This window comes from Streptomyces spongiae, assembly GCF_009377185.1.
GTDB lineage: Bacteria > Actinomycetota > Actinomycetes > Streptomycetales > Streptomycetaceae > Streptomyces > Streptomyces spongiae.
The window spans coordinates 1-16498 of sequence record NZ_VJZC01000186.1 but is presented as its reverse complement, the minus strand read 5'-3'; the positions used below and the strand labels follow the sequence as shown (position 1 = coordinate 16498).

General features: G+C 68.7%; 18 protein-coding genes. 10 read left to right on the top strand and 8 right to left on the bottom strand.

Going from position 1 to position 16498, the window contains the following annotated elements:
* Positions 1 to 1103, top strand: a 1103-nt coding sequence (locus FNH08_RS23935; RefSeq protein WP_152773596.1) for a GNAT family N-acetyltransferase, incomplete at its 5' end; no start/stop codon positions are given.
* Positions 1104 to 1405: 302 nt separating this feature from the next.
* Here the strand turns inward: FNH08_RS23935 and FNH08_RS23930 are convergent.
* Entirely contained in the window at positions 1406 to 1591 is a 186-nt protein-coding gene (locus tag FNH08_RS23930) for a hypothetical protein (RefSeq protein ID WP_152773595.1), read from the bottom strand.
* 229 nt (positions 1592 to 1820) lie between these two features.
* Here FNH08_RS23930 and FNH08_RS23925 point away from each other — a divergent pair, with 229 nt between their 5' ends.
* Positions 1821 to 2729: a FadR/GntR family transcriptional regulator gene (locus FNH08_RS23925; protein WP_152773594.1), complete on the top strand. Its 909-nt coding sequence runs from the start codon at positions 1821 to 1823 to the stop codon at positions 2727 to 2729.
* Between the two features lie 74 nt (positions 2730 to 2803).
* Here the strand turns inward: FNH08_RS23925 and FNH08_RS23920 are convergent, their stop codons facing one another.
* Positions 2804 to 2992, bottom strand: a complete 189-nt coding sequence (locus FNH08_RS23920) for a hypothetical protein (protein ID WP_152773593.1) — start codon at positions 2990 to 2992, stop codon at positions 2804 to 2806.
* Positions 2993 to 3198: 206 nt separating this feature from the next.
* Between FNH08_RS23920 and FNH08_RS23915 the strand changes: the two genes are divergently transcribed.
* On the top strand, positions 3199 to 4077 hold the full coding sequence (locus FNH08_RS23915) for a GntR family transcriptional regulator (RefSeq protein ID WP_152773600.1): 879 nt from the start codon (positions 3199 to 3201) through the stop codon (positions 4075 to 4077).
* A 29-nt stretch (positions 4078 to 4106) separates the two neighbouring features.
* Positions 4107 to 4814 carry an HAD family hydrolase gene (locus tag FNH08_RS23910; protein ID WP_322725217.1) on the top strand — a complete coding sequence of 236 codons (708 nt, stop codon included), beginning with the start codon at positions 4107 to 4109 and terminating at the stop codon, positions 4812 to 4814.
* A gap of 11 nt (positions 4815 to 4825) precedes the next feature.
* Here FNH08_RS23910 and FNH08_RS50870 read toward each other — a convergent pair whose 3' ends face one another.
* Positions 4826 to 4996, bottom strand: a complete 171-nt coding sequence (locus tag FNH08_RS50870) for a hypothetical protein (RefSeq protein ID WP_194238583.1) — start codon at positions 4994 to 4996, stop codon at positions 4826 to 4828.
* 217 nt (positions 4997 to 5213) lie between these two features.
* Here FNH08_RS50870 and FNH08_RS23905 point away from each other — a divergent pair, with 217 nt between their 5' ends.
* Both FNH08_RS23905 and FNH08_RS23900 read left to right on the top strand, forming a co-directional pair.
* The gene (locus FNH08_RS23905) at positions 5214 to 6131 is read left to right on the top strand and encodes a GntR family transcriptional regulator (protein WP_322725216.1); all 918 of its coding nucleotides are present in this window, start codon (positions 5214 to 5216) and stop codon (positions 6129 to 6131) included.
* A 175-nt stretch (positions 6132 to 6306) separates the two neighbouring features.
* Positions 6307 to 8541: a phosphotransferase gene (locus FNH08_RS23900; RefSeq protein ID WP_407704436.1), complete on the top strand. Its 2235-nt coding sequence runs from the start codon at positions 6307 to 6309 to the stop codon at positions 8539 to 8541.
* 203 nt (positions 8542 to 8744) lie between these two features.
* Here the strand turns inward: FNH08_RS23900 and FNH08_RS23895 are convergent, their stop codons facing one another.
* Both FNH08_RS23895 and FNH08_RS50865 read right to left on the bottom strand, forming a co-directional pair.
* Positions 8745 to 9602 (bottom strand): nitroreductase/quinone reductase family protein, encoded by an 858-nt coding sequence (locus FNH08_RS23895; RefSeq protein ID WP_152773591.1) that lies wholly within the window; start codon positions 9600 to 9602, stop codon positions 8745 to 8747.
* Positions 9603 to 9944: 342 nt separating this feature from the next.
* Positions 9945 to 10121 carry a hypothetical protein gene (locus FNH08_RS50865; protein ID WP_194238582.1) on the bottom strand — a complete coding sequence of 59 codons (177 nt, stop codon included), beginning with the start codon at positions 10119 to 10121 and terminating at the stop codon, positions 9945 to 9947.
* 10 nt (positions 10122 to 10131) lie between these two features.
* On the opposite strand from FNH08_RS50865, the gene FNH08_RS23890 reads away from it, so the two are divergent.
* Positions 10132 to 10791, top strand: a complete 660-nt coding sequence (locus FNH08_RS23890) for a hypothetical protein (protein WP_152773590.1) — start codon at positions 10132 to 10134, stop codon at positions 10789 to 10791.
* A gap of 352 nt (positions 10792 to 11143) precedes the next feature.
* Here the strand turns inward: FNH08_RS23890 and FNH08_RS23885 are convergent, their stop codons facing one another.
* On the bottom strand, positions 11144 to 11647 hold the full coding sequence (locus FNH08_RS23885; protein WP_152773589.1) for a hypothetical protein: 504 nt from the start codon (positions 11645 to 11647) through the stop codon (positions 11144 to 11146).
* Between the two features lie 171 nt (positions 11648 to 11818).
* Here FNH08_RS23885 and FNH08_RS23880 point away from each other — a divergent pair, with 171 nt between their 5' ends.
* The 3 genes from FNH08_RS23880 (at position 11819) to FNH08_RS23870 (ending at position 13599) form a co-directional block, all read left to right on the top strand.
* A complete protein-coding gene (locus FNH08_RS23880; protein WP_152773588.1) occupies positions 11819 to 12355 on the top strand; it encodes a helix-turn-helix domain-containing protein in 537 nt (178 codons plus the stop codon).
* Between the two features lie 126 nt (positions 12356 to 12481).
* Positions 12482 to 13126 (top strand): hypothetical protein, encoded by a 645-nt coding sequence (locus tag FNH08_RS23875; protein ID WP_152773587.1) that lies wholly within the window; start codon positions 12482 to 12484, stop codon positions 13124 to 13126.
* 134 nt (positions 13127 to 13260) lie between these two features.
* Positions 13261 to 13599 carry a DUF2516 family protein gene (locus tag FNH08_RS23870; protein ID WP_322725218.1) on the top strand — a complete coding sequence of 113 codons (339 nt, stop codon included), beginning with the start codon at positions 13261 to 13263 and terminating at the stop codon, positions 13597 to 13599.
* Positions 13600 to 13692: 93 nt separating this feature from the next.
* Here FNH08_RS23870 and FNH08_RS23865 read toward each other — a convergent pair whose 3' ends face one another.
* Positions 13693 to 15054, bottom strand: coding sequence for a PP2C family protein-serine/threonine phosphatase (locus tag FNH08_RS23865; protein ID WP_152773586.1), 1362 nt, complete (start codon positions 15052 to 15054; stop codon positions 13693 to 13695).
* 459 nt (positions 15055 to 15513) lie between these two features.
* Positions 15514 to 16498 (bottom strand): C40 family peptidase (locus FNH08_RS23860; RefSeq protein ID WP_152773585.1); only part of this gene is annotated, 985 nt, incomplete at its 5' end.

The following is a 16498-nucleotide window of genomic DNA, read 5'->3' as shown; positions in this document are numbered from 1 at the left end:
CCCTGGGAGCCTTCGACGAGCACCGCTGCGTCGCGACCTTCCGCTCCTTCGCCCAGGAGATCACCGCCGTGGGCGGCACCCCCGTCCCCGCCGACGCCGTATCGAACGTCACCGTCACCCCCACCCACCGCCGCCAGGGTCTCCTCACCCGCATGATGGCCCACGACCTGAAGGCGGCGAAGGACAGGGGAGACGTCGTCGCGACGCTCATCGCGGCCGAGTACCCGATCTACGGCCGCTATGGCTTCGGCCCCGCCACGTGGGCCACCGAGTGGACCGTCGACGTCCCGCGCACCGGCCTCGACCCCCGCTGGTCGGGCCCGGACGACGGCGGCCGCATCGACCTCGTCGACGGCGCGGACGTCCGCAAACTCGGCCCCGAACTGCACGAGCGCCTGCGCCGCACCCAGCCCGGCGCCGTCAGCCGCGACGACCGCTGGTGGCAGACCAACACCGGAGCCGGGCTGCTGGACCGCACGCCCTGGACGGAGCCCTTCTACGCCGTGTACCGGTCGGCGACCGGCGAGGTCGAGGGCCTCGTCTCCTACAAGGCGGACGACCACTGGCCCGACAAGCAGCCGCACAACACGGCCGAGGTGAACTGGCTGATCACCGTGGCCCCGGCCGCCGAGCGCGCCCTGTGGCACTACCTGTGCTCGATCGACTGGATCACCCGGGTCAAGTCGGGCTTTCGGGCGCCCGACGACCTGCTGCCGCTTCTCTTCCCCAACCCGCGTGCCGCCCGTATCACCGCGCAGGCGGACTGGTTGTGGGTGCGGGTCCTGGACGTCGTACGGGCGCTTCAGGCGCGTGCGTACGCGGGATCCGGGACGCTCGTCCTTGAGGTCGTCGACAAGGCCGGGCTTGCCGGCGGCCGGTACCGGTTGGAGGCCGGGCCAGACGGGGCTTCCTGCGCCCCCACGCAAGAGGACGCCGAACTCACCCTGGATGTCGGCGAGTTGGGCGCCCTGTGGCTCGGCGACGAGTCGGCGGTACGGCTTGCCGCGCTCGGCCGGGTGCGGGAGCAGCGGAAGGGCGCCGCCTCCGTTGTCGACGCCCTGCTGCGTACGTCCAGGCGACCGTGGTGCCCGGACGTCTTCTGATCGGTGCTCCTTCCGTGCGGGTGATGTGCCAGTGCAGCTGGTGCTGCTGTGGTGCTCTGAATCCGTATCCGTAGCTATGCAGTTGTCGTGGCTCCCCGTATGAAGTTGTGGTGCGGTATGCGGTTGTGGCTGTGCTGTTCAGCTCTTCTGTTGTGGCTGTGCTGTTCAACTGTGGCTGTGCTGTTCGGTTGTGACGGTGCTCTTCAGTTGTGACGGTGCTGTTCGGTTGTGGCTGTGACCGGCGGGCTGGGGCTCCCGGCTCCCCTCCGGAAGGGAGCCCTGCCTGCCTGACGGTTGGCCGTTCAGCCGGACGGCGCCAGCAGCATCACGAGCAGTACGGCTCCGATGCCGCTGATCAGCGTGTTCCTGGACTTGAGTCCGACGGTGAGCGCGAGGACGCCGATGATGCCCATCGGGCCGTACTTCCACTCGATGAGCTGTTCGAAGCCCACGGCGAGGGCGGCGACGACGATGGCGATGAGCGGCATGACGGTCCCTCCTTCCGGAACGTCCCTGGTGCGGGACGAGACGGTGGCGCCCACCTGCTCGACTGAGTCACCCTCAGCGATCGTTGGTCACCTTTTGTGACCAACCCCCCGTTAAGTTTGACCATGTTGCTCAAGTTGGCGACCAACTCCACCTTACTTATCTCCGCTTGGAGTCGTCTCATAACCACCTTCCCATGAACTGCCCAAAGATGGCGCGAAGTTGTAGTGTTTGGTCGTGGACGGGGAACATGCCGCCGTCAATGGGCGGAAGAGGTCACAACGGCCACAGAGGTCACACCGCGAGGTGGCCGACGAGCTGCGAAGCCGTATCAGGTCCGGTGAGCTGAGGCCGGGCCAGCGCATGCCCACTCAGGCCAAGCTGGCCGACGAGTTCGGCGTGGAGCGGGGCGCCGTACGTCAGGCGTTGCGCATCCTGCAGTCGGAGCGTCTCCTCACCAACGTTTCCAAGGGCAGCCCGGCCACCGTGGCTCCGATCCCAGGGAAGGCCCTGGCCGGTCCCGAAGTTCCTCCCCAGCCCACGATGGTGGCGCTCGCTCCGCGTATTTCGGCTGCCTTCGCAGCTCAGCACGTCGAGATCGACGCCCTGTGCCTGACATCGGTCTCGCTGACCCTCGCCATGGGTGAGCCGTTGCGCGAGATTCACGCGGGGCGCATAAAACCGGCCAAGGTCGACGTCCGTGTGATGATGCCCAGCCGCGACATCGAGCTCGCCTTCCCGGCCCCGGTGGACGACTCGACCGACGGCCGGCTGCAGCGCCGCTGGCTCGCACAGCGCAACGCGCAGGGCCAGGTCCTGCGGCACAACCTGAACGCGCTCCGCGCCACGCACGGCATCGACGTGCACGTCTCCTTCCGGGCGCTCCCCTTCACCCCACCGGTGAAGCTGTACCTGCTGAACGGCGCGGAGGCGCTCTTCGCGTACTACACCGTGCAACGACGGGAGCAGGAGGTGGACAGCGAACAGTTGGAGATGTACGACGCCGAGGGCACCCGGTCGATGCTGTTCGCCTTCGAGCAGGGGGTGGGTCTACGGGACACGACCTTCGTGGAGCAGTCGCACCTGTGGTTCAACGCACTGTGGGAGACGATCAGTTCGGAGCTGCTGCTCACGAGCTGAACGTCTCCCACGGAGGGTGCGGGTGGGGCGTTGTGGTTCTCTTCCTCGGGGATGGTGACTCGGGTCGTTGCCGCTCACAGGGCCGGCCCGGCGACCATCAGCGCCAGGACGAGGGCCCCGATGGAGCTGCACGTCGGGCTGTTGGCCTTGATCCCGATGGTGAGGAGCAGGAGGCCGACGATGCCCATGGGGCCGTAGCGCCACTGGACGAGCTGCTGGAAACCGATCGCGAAGACGGTGGAGATGAGGGCGAGGACAGGCATGGGGTGTTCCTCCTTCAGGGTGTCATCCAGGGCGTCATCTGCGCACGTGCTGTGGACCGCTACTTGCCAAGAGGCTGCGAGAGGAGGTAAAACTTCCGCCAACTCAACAAAGTTGGCAACCAACTTCGACTAAGTTATGCCCACTTGGCATGCAGCCACAAACAACTTCAAAACAACTCCCCAAAGATGGATGCGAGTTGTACGTTCTGGTCGTGACTCAGGAGAACGTTGCAGTGAACGGCAGCAGAAGGCTCTCACCGCAGGAGATCGCCGACGCCCTGCGCGACCGCATACGCGCCGGAGACCTCAAGGCCGGAGACCGTCTGCCGACCCAGGCCGAACTCGCCGAGGAGTTCGGCGTGGAACGCGGCACGGTCCGCCAGGCGCTGCGCGCTCTCCAGGACGACGGTCTGCTCAGCAACGTGAGCAAGGGAAGCCCGCCCCGCATCGCCGAGCCGGCCCCGACCCATGACGAGCCCCAGCCGACGATGGTGGGCCTGGCCCCCCGGTTGGCGGAGGCGTTCTCGACCCCTCACGTCCGCATCGACGCGGCGTGCCTCACGGCGGAGACCCTGATGCTGGCCCTGGGGGAGCCCCTCCGCATGATCCACGAGGGCCGCGTCCGCCCCGAGTCCATCGACGTCCGCATCCTGCTGCCGTCCCGGGACATCAACCTGGCCTTCCCGATCTCCGTCGAGGAACACGGCGACGCCGACCCGGTCCACGAACGCTGGCTGGCCCAGCGCAACGCCCAGGGCCACGTCCTGCGCCACAACCTCCGCTCCCTGCGCTCCTCGCACGGCATCGACGTACGCGTCACGTTCCGCGCGTTGCCGTTCACACCGCCGATGAAGTTGTACCTGATCAACGAGTCGGAGGCGCTGATCGCGTACTACATGGTCACCCGACGCGAGGAACCCTCGGACGAGGGGCCGTTGGACATGTATGACGTCCTGGGCACCGACTCCCTCCTCTTCTCCTTCGAGAAGCGCGAGGGCCGACGGGACTCCGCGTTCGTCGACGAGTCACAGAAGTGGTTCAACGCCCTCTGGGAAACCATCACGTCGGACCTGACACTCTCCTAGTGACTACTGATACAGCGCAGACTGAGCGGGTGACAGTGGAGACAGAGAACCTGCGAGAGCTGATCACCCCCGTTCGCTTCGTGCTCTGGGACCTGGACGGACCGATATGCCGGTTGTTCGCCGGTCATCCCGCCCACCGGGTCGCGAAAGATCTCGTGCGGCTGGTCGAGGGGCGGGGGCTGGGCGGACTGCTGACGTCCGAGGAGCGAGCGACGCAGGATCCCCACAGGGTCCTGCGCGGGGTCTACCTGCGGCGTCCCGAAAGCGATCTGATCATCGAGCTGGAGGAGTGGCTCACCCGGCAGGAGCTGATCGCGGTCCCGACGGCCTATCCCACCGCACACGCGGACCCGCTCATCAGGATGTGGGCGTCGCGCGCCCGTTTCGCCATCACGACGAACAACGCGGCGGTCGCGGCCGCCCGCTACATCGAGAGCCGTGGCCTCACGGACTGCTTCCCCTACATCTACGGCCGCACCCGGCAGATCGACCTGATGAAGCCGGACCCGCACTACCTGCTCCAGGCGCTCAACGCCATGGGCGCGGACCCGTCGGCCTCCCTGATGATCGGCGACGCGCCCTCGGACTTCGAGGCGGCGCAGAAGGCCCGCGTCTCGTTCCTGGGCTACGCGCGGAACGACGACAAGCTGCGGACCTTCCTGGACGCGGGAGTCAGACGCGAGCACATCGTGAGCTCCATGCAACAGGTGCGGCTCGCGCTGGGCGCTCCGGCCTGAACCGTCAGCAGTCAGGCCTGAATGGTCAGCAGTACGAGGAAGAAGGCGGCCCACCATGCCGGGTGTATCCGGCGTGCGTGCTCGCCCAGCAGTACCAGGGTCGCTGCCACGGTCAGGAGCACCACTCCCACCGGCCCGAACTCATGCTCCACCAGGCGGCTCACCCCGAATTGGACTGCCACCCCCACAAATTCCCACAGAACCATCTGTCCACCCCTGTCCACTTCATGGAACCGATCAACTACCCGTCCAATTGGTCTGATTGCCTTGAAGTGGTTGTCCCCTGACTACTTGATCCCTTAACAACAAGGCGGCTGCGGATCGGTCAACCAGTCAGTCGAGGCGGCCAATTGGACGGCAAGTGGTTTGGTGGCCTGCCTGGCGAGGTACGGACGCGGTGTGAGTACGGAACGGGGCGAAGGAGGCGGCAAGGAGTTCGACCGTGTCCTGGAGCAGTTGCGGGCCCGTATCGCCAACAACACCTATCCGCTCCACTCCCGGCTCCCCGCGCAGCGCGAGCTGGCGGACGAGCTCGACGTCTCGCGTGACACCGTGCAGCGTGTCCTGCGCGAGCTGAAGAGCGAGGGTTGGATCGAGTCCCGCCAGGGCAGCGGATCCCGGGTGGTCAAGCGCCCGATCCACTCAGGGACTCAGGAGCAGGAACAGCCCCGGGTGCGGGCGGCCCTCGGGCCGTTCATAGCGCGTGCCTTCGCCCAGCCGGTCGTACGGCTCGACGTGTTCACCCTGACGTCCGAAAGCCTGGACGCCCACATCCGGCTGCAGGCCGAGCGCATCCGTGTCGGGGAGATCGCACCCCAGGGCATCGAACTCCGCATGCTGCTGCCTTCCGAGACGCTCCAGCTGCCCTATCCCCGCCCCAAGAGGCTGGCGAGCGAGGAGAGCGAGGCCAGGCCGCCGGAGCAGGAGGCCCAGTTGCTGACCCAGCTGCAGGACCGGCTGCGAGCCATCACGCGACGGCACACCATCTCGCTGCGCACGGCCCTGCGCGACCTGCAGACGGAGGGTCTCGTGCCGTCCGTCGAGGTCGAGCTCCGGCGTGTGCCCCTGGCGCCGGCGTTCAAGCTCTATGTGCGCAGGGACACCGAGGCGCTGTTCGGCCCCTACGAGGTGGTGGAACGCCCCATCCTGCTGGACGACGGATCGGAGATAGAGGCCCAGGACGTACTGGGGCTGGGCTCGATCCTGACGCGCCACGTCAACGACTCCGGCGACCCGAACTCGCCCGGCTCCGTCTTCATGGAGAGCATGCAGGGCTGGTACGACTCGTGCTGGCAGTTTCTCGCCGAGCCCGACTGACCGGCAGACCGGCTGGCTGACTGGCTGACACCACGGTGCCCGGGGCCACGGACTGCGACATGACACCGATTCATCGGGTTGGCGCGCCGCAGGCCACAAAGGGCACTACAGTATGGCCACCTCTCTCGCGTCGCATGAACATCAGGCGCGACGCACAGCAATTCAGGAGTGGCCCGTGGGTGCTCCGCCGAAGCCGGGTGTCTCCGACCCGGTACACGCGGTCGATGAGGCGTTCGACATGCTGGTGTCGTACGCCAGAACCGTGGGGGAGTTCAGCCAGGGCCATCACAACCGGAACTACGTGGCGCGGCCGCCCGAGGGCGTCGACCAGTGGCTCACCGCCCTCGTGGACCACGACCGGGTCACCGTGCGCGAGCAGATCCACACCGCGCTGCCGGTCGTCATCAGGACCTGGTTGGACGAGTCCGAGATCCTCGGGGCGATCTGCCGTGTGCTGCCGCATGTTCCCCGGTGCCTGATGAAGCGACGGGGCCTGACCATCCTGAGCTACGTGCAGGGCGTACCGCTGTCCAGCATCTGCCGCAACGGCAAGCCGGTCGACTCCCATCTGATCTCCGCCCTGGCCGGCCTGCTGGCGGACATGACGCAGGTCCGCAGGAAGGACCTGCCCTCCCTGCCGCAGTCCTGGCCCCGGACCAGCCGGGACAGCCGGGCCTTCCTGCGGACCCTGGCCCTGGCGGCGGAGGAGCAGATCAGACAGCGCAACTGGGGCGAGTTCGGTGGTCTGTTCGCGATGCTGGGCATCCCCGAGGACGCCCTGGTGCGTTTCGCCGAGCGGGTGCCCTCCATGGCCAGCCGCCCCTTCGGCCTGCTCCACACCGATCTGCACCGCGACAACGTGATTGTGTCGTACCACGGCGATCCGCCGCTGATCTGTGTCGACTGGGAACTGGCGACGTACGGCGACCCGCTGCACGACCTCGCCACCCACCTCGTGCGGATGCAGTACCCCGACGACCAGTGGGCGGAGGTGATGGAAGCGTGGTGCACGGCGATGGCGCAGCGGCGGCCCAAGGCGGTCAACGGTCTGACGCGGGATCTGAAGCACTACGTCGCCTTCGAGCGGGCCCAGTCCGTCTACCCCGACGTGATGCGTGCGGCGACCTCGCTCGGGGAGTCCTTCGACCAGCGGGACCTGGACACGGCGACCCAGGCGGTGCACAGGGCGCTGCTGGCGGCCGAGGTCCCGTTGCGGTTGAAGAGTGTGCCGGACGAGAAGGCGATCGAGCGCATCCTGTTCCGGTGGAACGTTTCGCACGGCAAGCGGCACAGTCGCGACCGGGCGGTGTCGTCCATCTCCTGGGAGCGCGATCCGCGGGTGCCCGAGCACCGGGACTTTCCCGCCGCGGCCGTACAGGAGGCGCTGTTCGAGGAAGGGGCCGCCTCCGCGGACCGCGTGTTCAAGGGGACGGCCCACCTCAGCACGGGGGTGCGGGTCACGGGGGTCCCGTTTCCGGTCATGGTGCGGCGGAAGGTGGGATCGGCCAGCCCGCGTGAGCGCCGCTACCTCCACGAGCACGTCGTCCTGCGAGCGATCGAGGAGTCAGGGGTGCGCGTGCGTGCCCCGCGCGTGCTGGCCCTGGGAATCAGTGACCTCCGGGACCAGTTCACCATCCACTCCTACGAGGGGCCGAGGGGGGAGATCCGGCACCCCGACCATCCGGCTGACGGGCTGTTGCCGCACGAGGCGGACGACCTGGTCGACCAGCTCTGTGAGCTGACGAGGATCGACGGCGGTCTGCTCGGTCCGGTCGGGGACGACACGGACTTCTACTGGAGGCTGCGGTACGAACTGATCCGCATGGTGTCCGACCTCCCCAAGGAGACCCTCGATCTGGCGAGGGAGCTCGGCCTGCCGTCCAACAGCGTCCGGCTGGGCGAGATCCTCGACCGCCACATGGTGGCTCCCCGTCGGTCCGTACTCCTGCACGGCGACCTCAACCCGTGGAACCTCGTGCGCCGTGAGGACGGCACCGGGCTGACCCTCATCGACTGGGAGATGGCGATGGTGGGCGATCCGCTCTACGACCTGGTCCGCCATATGCACCTGACACCGACCCTGCCCGAGATCCGGGAGCGGCTGTTCGCCCGCTGGGCCCGTCGGCTGCCGGAGGAGTGCACCAAGGGCTGGAGCGAGGACTGGCGTGTGTACCGCTGGATCGAGACCGTCCGCTCGGCGTATGTGGACCTGGACCGCCTGGTGACGGGTGACAGCCTGGAGGCCCCCAACGTACGCAGGGCGGTGGACACGTACGCCATGACCCTGACCGCCGCGACGGCGACGCTGGGACTCAAGGCCAAGTCGACCGCGAACCCCTATCTGGCCCTGGCACTGCCCCACGGGGACCAGGGAACGGTCCTGGCGGACGGATATCCCGACGGCAGGTGAGGTCTACGACTTTCTGAGCAGCCGCCCGTTACGGGAAGGCGACCGAGTCATGACCGAGTGCGCACCATGGTGATCGTTCCTGTGGCTAACGTGAACGAACGTGCCGGTGAGTGGCGGACTCCCCCCGCGGGCCCAACTCCCCCCAGGGCTCGCATGCCGCTCACCGGCACTGGCGCGCTACCGCTGCCACGGGCTGGGGAGTCTCACACGGTGGCCGCGTCGAGGACGGGCAGCAACTGCTCCTCCTCGTACGTCAGATGAGCTTCGAGCTCGGCCGTCAGACGTTCCACCTCACGCAGGACGTGGCCGGGTCCGGTGCCCGCGCCCTCGTCGGTGACCACCCGGCGGAGGTCCTCGATGAGCGCGGCGATCTGTTCGTGCTCGCGACGCAGCCGGTCGAGGGTCGGGGCCAGTTCGGGGTGGCGGTCGCCGAGGAACGGGAACAGGGCGATGTCCTCGCCGGTGTGGTGGTTGTGCAGCCCCTGACAGAGGGCGAGGCAGTTGATCCGGAGTTGCACGCCGAGGCGGGTACCCGACTCATCCTTCCTCACCTCGTCCCTGATCAGGGCGAGTTCGTGTCGGAACGCGTCGTGTACGACCTTCAGGTGCTCGCTCAGGGAGTTTCCGTTGATGTTCGGCGGGCCGCCCTTGGCGATCTCCGTCAGGCGGACCACGGGGATGACCCGGTCCGTTCTGGCCTGGTACTCGGCCCACCCCGGGTCGCCCTCCACCGCCCGGGCGAAGGCCCGGTCCCGCTCCTCACCGGTCAGGACGACGGCCTCGGCCTCGTAGGTGAACGCTCCGCTCTCCACGGTCACCCGCGGATGGGCGACCAGGTTGCGGAACCAGTCGGGGTGCTTGGGCGAGCCGCCGGCCGAGGCGATGACGAGGATCCGCCCGTCGCCGTCATGGAGGAAGCCGACGGGGGCGGTGTGCGGGGCACCCGTGCGGGCACCGGTGGTGGTCAGCAGAACGAGCCGGGCGCCCTCGAAAGGTCCGCCGACCCGGCCGCCGTTGGCGCGGAATTCGTCGATGACCTGCTGGTTGAAGTGGTTGGGCATTCTCTGCTTTCTGTTTGGGGGATTTCCGTTTTCAGGCAGGGGGAATTGCCGCGGGGCGCGTGAGAGAGCGCCTGCGGTACGGGGCAGGAAAAGCGCGCAAGCGGCGCGGAAAAGGGGACCGTCGGCTACGACGACGCCGTACAGGGCCGTACGGGCACGCGGAAACACCACGCGAAACCCATGGAACAGGCCGAACACCCGGCAGATAAAACGGCGGGCTCCTCGCCCGCCCCGACCTCACTCGGAGGCCGGGAACCCAACTCGCTCACGGCACGAGGCCGCCAACCCGGCAGTCATGAGCGCAACCGTAATACGAAAAGAGAGCAACGGCAATGCGGTTATTCAGCGTTGGTGAATTCCCGCACCCCGGCCACCCGGTCCTCCGCCGAGTCTCCTCCGAGTCCAGTCCGCGCGGTTCGGAGTGCGGTCCATGCCGGCGTCACGGTCCGCGAGGTTCACGATGGCCCAGGCGTTGCCCTGTTTGGTCATCTTGAGCTGGATGCCGGCAACCAGTGACATCGTTTGACGCGTGACTCTCACGTACGACGACATCGCGGAGCAGCAGGCGGACATCGTCCGTCTGCTGCTCCACCACATTCACGCCCCCCTGCCCGATGGCTGGTTCATCCGCGGCGTCCTGCCCTCGCCGTCTTCCGCCGCAGGGGTCCGGATCGTCACTGGCCCTCAACGTGCGAGTGCTCCGGGGGACTTGATGGTCTGGGAGATCCCTCTGCGCACCATCGACGAACCTGAGGAGCTAGCGGGCGCGAATGACGTCCTCGGCCTCGTGCGTGCCTTGAACACCGGCACCCAGATCTTCTCCAGCAGCCGTGTCGACACGGTGATGGGCATGACCCTCATCCATGTGGATCCGGCGCAGGTCGCTCCCGTCGGCCTGGGGGAGCGCGACAACGCCTTCACCGTCCTGCGCACCCTTACCTACCCCTGGACCGAGGAACAGCCCGACCCGCGGCTGCGAGGATTCCTCCTCTGGGGCCCCGACCGGATGCGCCTGTATGTCGACCACGAAGAAGACACGGACGTGGTCGCCGTCGACGTACGGCCGTCCGGTGCTCTGACCGCTCTGCTCGCGGCTCTTCCCTCCCTGATCGAGGAAAGGGAACGGATCGTGCTGGGCGATATCGACGACCCACACTGCTCCCGGCTGATCAACCTCGTGGATTGGTGACTCGTGGGGAGTCTCACCTGTGACTGCCGCGCGGGCTCCCTCCAGCGGCGGGGGTCCCGGATTTCGGGGTGACTGATGCCCAGGGTGTCGAGACGACGGCGGCGGTCGCTGGGCCGGTATCCGCGTCGGACGACGGCGTCCCAGAGGCCGGAGCAGTGCTCGAAGCCGGCACTCAGCACGACGTGTCCGTGTCTGCGCAGGAGCCGGTAGTGCCGCCTTTGCGCCTGGATCACGTCAGGGAGGTCGGTGACGTCGACCTGTTGCATGTAGTTCTCGGCTGATCGTCCGGTCCAGATCTTGTGCCGGAGGCGGCCTCCGGTCCGGCGGGTGACGCGGAGTCGGCAAGGGGCGTTCACGCCGGCCGGCCGGCCGGCGTGAACGCAGCCGGCAGCCGGTAAAGCGTCGCTCGCGACGCCAGCGGCACTCCAGGACCGTGCTCGGCCTCCACGAGCCGTTCCATCCGCCGCCGCAGCACCTGAGCGGACACCGTGGACTTGCCGGTCTGCCCGTCCACCACCTGCCGCAGAGCCGCAACGACCCGCCGGTCGGCCCGGCCCGCGCCGTCCGGGACCGTCCGCAGCCGCGGAGCGACCAGGCCGAGGATCCCTTCCCGCTCGAAGCGGGCCCGCATGTCCTGCAGCACCGTCAGCGACACTGCCGTCCCGGACGCCGCGAGCTCGGCGACCTTGGCCAGCTCCCGCTGCCGCAGCGACCTCACCTGCGGGTCGTACTCGGCCTTCACCGGCCCGTCCGGGACATCGACGGACCGACCGGTGAGCACCTCCACCAGATGCCGTTGCCACCACTCCGCCCGCTCAACCGCCTTGGGAAGACGGAAGACCGATACACCCCGCAACTTGCCCGGACATGACCGAGACGACGCCTCACATGCCCGGAGATCTCCGAGACTGCCCGGACATCAAAGAGACAGGACAACCAGTACCGACAAGCGGCATCCGGTATGGCGTGGCGCACTTTTGCAAGCGGGTGCTTGCAAAAGTTAGCGGGGGTGCTGCACTGTAGAGGCATGGCATCGCTCAACGTCGGCAATCTCGGTGAGTACCTGCGCGAACAGCGGCGCAACGCGCAGCTGTCGCTCAGGCAGCTCGCCGACGCCGCCGGGGTGTCCAATCCGTATCTGAGCCAGATCGAGCGCGGGCTGCGCAAGCCGAGCGCGGAGGTGCTGCAGCAGGTCGCCAAGGCCCTGCGGATCTCCGCCGAGACGCTGTACGTGCGCGCCGGCATCCTCGACGCCGAACGGGACCGGGACGAGGTCGAGACGCGCGCCGTCATCCTCGCCGACCCCACGCTGAACGAGCGGCAGAAACAGGTGCTGCTCCAGATCTACGAGTCGTTCCGCAAGGAGAACGGCTTCGAGGTCGCCGGCACGGCGTACGAAGACGGTGCAGACGGTCGGGAAGGCGCCCGGGACGAAGACGTCCGGGACGACGCTCGGAACGCGGCGGACGCGCGCGGCGAGATACGCGCCGTCGAGGACACCGAACGCCCCGGCCCCCGCACGGCCGACGGCAGCGACGCCGGTTCGCAGCAGACGGCCAGTTGACCCCGAGGCCCCGAAGGGCCTGCCTGCCCTCGCGGCCGGCACGACCCCGCGGTCGGCACAGACGCCGAACCGCTGCGAACCAACCCAAAACCCTCAGCCGAAAGCAATCACGGGAGGACGGTCACCATGGCCATCACCGACGACCTGCGTAAGTCCCTCAGCAACCCGACGCCGCTCTACTTCGCCGCCGGCACCGCCGACCTGGCCCTCCAGCAGGCCAAGAAGGTGCCCGGCATCGTCGAGCAGCTCCGCGCCGAGGCCCCGTCGCGCTTCGAGGCCGTACGCAACACCGACGCCAAGGCGGTCCAGGAGAAGGCCACCGCCCGGGTCAAGGAGACCCAGGAGAAGGCGTCCGCCCGCGCCAAGGAGGCGCAGGAGACCCTCCAGGTCAGGGTCACCGAGATCATCGGCAACCTCGACACCGACTTCAAGAAGCTCGGCGAGACCGCTCAGGACCTGGCCCTGCGGGGTGTCGGCGTCGCCGCCGAGTACGCCGTGAAGGCGCGGGAGACCTACGAGAAGGTGGCCGAGCACGGCGAGCAGGCCGTGAAGACCTGGCGCGGTGAGGCCGCCGAGGAGATCGAGGAGCTCGCGGTCGCCGTCGAGCCGAAGGCCGAGCCCGCCGAGGCCAAGCACGAGGAGAAGCCGGCCGCCGCCCAGGCCGCGCCCGTCGCTCCCGCGCCCGTCGCCTCCGCGAAGAAGCCCGCGCCGAAGAAGGCCCCGGCTGCCCGGAAGACCACGGTGAAGAAGACCACTCCTCCGGCGAAGTAAGAGAAGTAAGGGCCGGAGCGAGGACGTCGCTCGGGCGAACGGCGGTACGAGAACGGGTCGGGCACCTTTGGGGTGTGCGGCCCGTTCTCCGGGTACGGTGGCCGTAAGACGACTACACCCGGGTGGTGGGCATTGTGCTGTTGACGGCATTCGGCGGCTTCATGTCGCTGCTCTACCTCGCCATGCTGCTGCTCGCGGTGGCGGCGCTGGTGCTGGCCGTGCTGGCGCGTGAAGACGCGTACCGTGCCGCCGACAAGCAGAGCAAGATGTTCTGGCTGGTCATCCTGGGTGTCACGGTCGCGGTGAACCTGCTCGTGCCGATGCTCTTCCTGCAGATCGCGGGCCTCATCGCGACGATCGTCTTCTTCGTCGACGTCCGCCCCGCGCTCCGGCAGGTCTCCGGTGGCGGACGCGGTGGAAGCCGCGGATCCAGCAGCGACGGTCCGTACGGGCCGTACAACGGCGGCCGGTGACCTGACCTCAGCGGTACCGCGCCCCGTAGGGGCGCGGGGAACTGCGCGACCAGCCCCCACCGGCCCGCGGATTCCGCACCGCGATTCCAGCGGCTAGCGGTTCAGCAGCAGTACCGCCACGTCGTCCGTCAGCTCGCCGCCGTTGAGGTCGCGGACCTCGCTCACCGCCGCCTGGAGCAGTTCCTCGCCGCCCAGCCCCTGGTCGAGCAGACGGCGGATCAGGGCGACCATGCCGTCCTGGCCGAGACGTTCCCGGCCCGTGCCGACGTGGCCCTCGATCAGGCCGTCCGTGTAGAGCATCAGGCCCCACGAACCGCCCAGCTCGATCTGCGTGCGCGGCCAGCGGGCGTTCGGCAGCAGACCGAGAGCCGGGCCGTTGTTGTCGTACGGCAGCAGCTCGGCCACCGGAGTGCCGCCCGCGGCGGAGGGGCGGGCGAGCAGGGGGGCCGGGTGGCCGGCCAGGCACAGGCCCGCGCTACGGCCGTCCGGCGCGATGTCGACCGTGCACAGCGTCGCGAAGATCTCGTCGCTCTCGCGCTCGTGCTCCAGGACGCGCTGGAGCGTGGAGAGCAACTGGTCCCCGCACAGCCCCGCGAACGTCAGCGCCCGCCACGCGATCCTCAGCTCCACGCCGAGCGCCGCCTCGTCGGGCCCGTGCCCGCAGACGTCGCCGATCATGGCGTGCACGGTGCCGTCGGGGGTGCGGACCGTGTCGTAGAAGTCGCCGCCGAGCAGCGCGCGGGAGCGGCCGGGGCGGTAGCGGGCGGCGAAGCGGAGTGAGGAGCCCTCCAGGAGGGGGGTGGGGAGGAGGCCGCGCTCCAGGCGGGCGTTCTCCTGGGCCCGCAGCTTGGACTCGGTGAGGCGTCGCTCGGCCCTGTCGGAACGTTTCCTCTCCACCGCGTACCGGATCGCCCGGCTCAGCAGACGGCCGTCCAGCTCGTCGCGGAAGAGGTAGTCCTGGGCGCCGACGCGCACGGCCTCGGCACCGCGCTCGGCGTCGCCGGAAGCGGTGAGGGCGAGGACGGCGTGCCGGGGCGCGAGCCGCAGGACGTGCTTGAGCACGGCCAGCTCGTCGTCCTTGCCGGCGTCACCGTTGCCCGGAGCCCGCAGGGCGAGGTCGAGAAGGATGCAGTGCACGTCGTCGGTGAGGAGCCGCCCGGCCTCGGTGAGGTTGCGGGCGGTACGGACCCGGATCGGCTTGCCCGAGGAGTCGAGCAGTTCGGGCACGCTGAGTGATCCTGCCGGGTCGTCCTCGATCAGCAGCACGGTGAGGTTGGTGCCGGCGCCGGTGCCGGCACCGGCGCTGCTGGTGCTGCCGGGGTTGTCGGCAGGGGTGGCGGGCGTCGAGCTCAGAGCCGCCCCCTCTCCGGACGGGCCGCTGGGTGCGGACACGGCGTGCGCCTGACCACTCTCCACGGCCGGTATCGCTCTCTGCCGCGGTATGGGTACGGGCATCGTCTTGGGTTCCTTCCCTCCCCCCGAGGGCACGGTGGGGACGAGGGACCTCGACCCACCGACGGGGACCATAGCGGTAGGCGGCGCCGCAACGGAATGGTCTACGGGGTGACTACCGGCCATCGGCCAGTGTCATATGCCGCATCCCGTAACGCACTTGGACATGGGGTGGCTTCGTCAGGGATGACGAATGTCACGCGGGTGGGGTTGAGCGGTGGGGTGGACCGTGGTGAGGGTCACGTGGTCGGGGAGGTGTCCGGGTTGCTCTTTGGGGGTGTTTGGGCTCGTCTGCCGGGTTCTGTGTGTGGGGTGCTGCGGGTTCGTTGTGGTTGTTCGCGCCCACGCGGCGGAGCCGCATATCGACACAGCCCCGCGCCCCTGAAGAGCCGATCCCTCGCGCCCTTGACGGCGCGTACCCGGCAGCCCCGCACCCCTCAAGACGCGGGGGCGCCCCCCCGCTCACGCGTCCGGGCGTACGACCCCCAGGATCGGCATGGAGCCCGCGCCCGCGATCGTCACCGTGCGGCCGGGGCGGGGGGCGTGGACGATGGCGCCGTCGCCGATGTACATCGCCACATGGCTGGCGTCGGCGTTGTAGATGATCAGATCGCCGGGGCGCATGCCCTCGACGTCGACGCGGTCGAGCTGCTTCCACTGCTCCTGTGAGGTGCGCGGGATGCCGCTCCCGGCGGAGGCCCAGGCCTGCGAGGTGAGGCCGGAGCAGTCGTACGAACCGGGGCCCTCGGCGCCCCATTTGTACGGCTTGCCGATCTGGTCCGTGGCGTACTTCACCGCCTTCTTGCCCTCCTCGGACGCCTTGCCGCTGATGTCGTCCAGCACGCCCGAGCCGAGCCACTCCGTCTGCGCCTTCCGCGCGGCCTCCGCCTCCAGCTTCGCCAGCCGGTCGCGCTCCTCCTCTTCCAGCTGGGACTCGACCTCCTCGGCGGCGGCGATCTGCTTCTTGATCTGCTTCTTGGCCTCGGCCTTGGCCTTCCGGTTGGCCTCCAGCTTCTTCCACTGCGCGGAGGCGTCCTTCGCGTACTGCTCCAAGTCCTGCTGGGTGCGCTCCCTTTCGGCGAGCAGCCCCTTGGACGCGTGCTGGCCCCGCAGTACGCGCCCCGCGCCGTCGAGGAAGTCCTGTGGGTTCTCGCTGAGCCAGAGCTGGACCTCGGGCGGCAGGCCGCCGCCGCGGTACTGGGCGCGGGCCGCGGCACCCATGAGGTCCTTCAGCTTCGCCAGCCGCTCCTTGCCCTTGACGATCTCGCGGGCCAGCTCGACGATCTCGGCGGACTGCTTCTCGGCCTTCTCCTCGGCCGCGTTGTAGGCGTCCGTGGCCACCGCCGCGTCGTGGTAGAGCTTGTCGAGCTTCTCGCGTATGGCTTCCAGCTCCGCGGTGCTCGCGGTCCCCGAGCCGGTCGAGGAGGGGGAGGGAGAGGGGGAAGGG

Excerpts from the sequence above, each read along its gene's own strand:
- FNH08_RS23930 (WP_152773595.1), bottom strand. The coding sequence starts at position 1,591 with ATGCCGCTCATCGCCATCGTCGTCGCCGCCCTCGCCGTGGGCTTCGAA.
- FNH08_RS23920 (WP_152773593.1), bottom strand. The coding sequence starts at position 2,992 with ATGCCTGTCCTCGCCCTCATCTCCACCGTCTTCGCGATCGGTTTCCAG.
- FNH08_RS23895 (WP_152773591.1), bottom strand. The coding sequence starts at position 9,602 with ATGCCCAACCACTTCAACCAGCAGGTCATCGACGAATTCCGCGCCAAC.
- FNH08_RS50865 (WP_194238582.1), bottom strand. The coding sequence starts at position 10,121 with ATGTCACTGGTTGCCGGCATCCAGCTCAAGATGACCAAACAGGGCAAC.
- FNH08_RS23880 (WP_152773588.1), top strand. The coding sequence starts at position 11,819 with ATGGCATCGCTCAACGTCGGCAATCTCGGTGAGTACCTGCGCGAACAG.
- FNH08_RS23875 (WP_152773587.1), top strand. The coding sequence starts at position 12,482 with ATGGCCATCACCGACGACCTGCGTAAGTCCCTCAGCAACCCGACGCCG.
- FNH08_RS23865 (WP_152773586.1), bottom strand. The coding sequence starts at position 15,054 with ATGCCCGTACCCATACCGCGGCAGAGAGCGATACCGGCCGTGGAGAGT.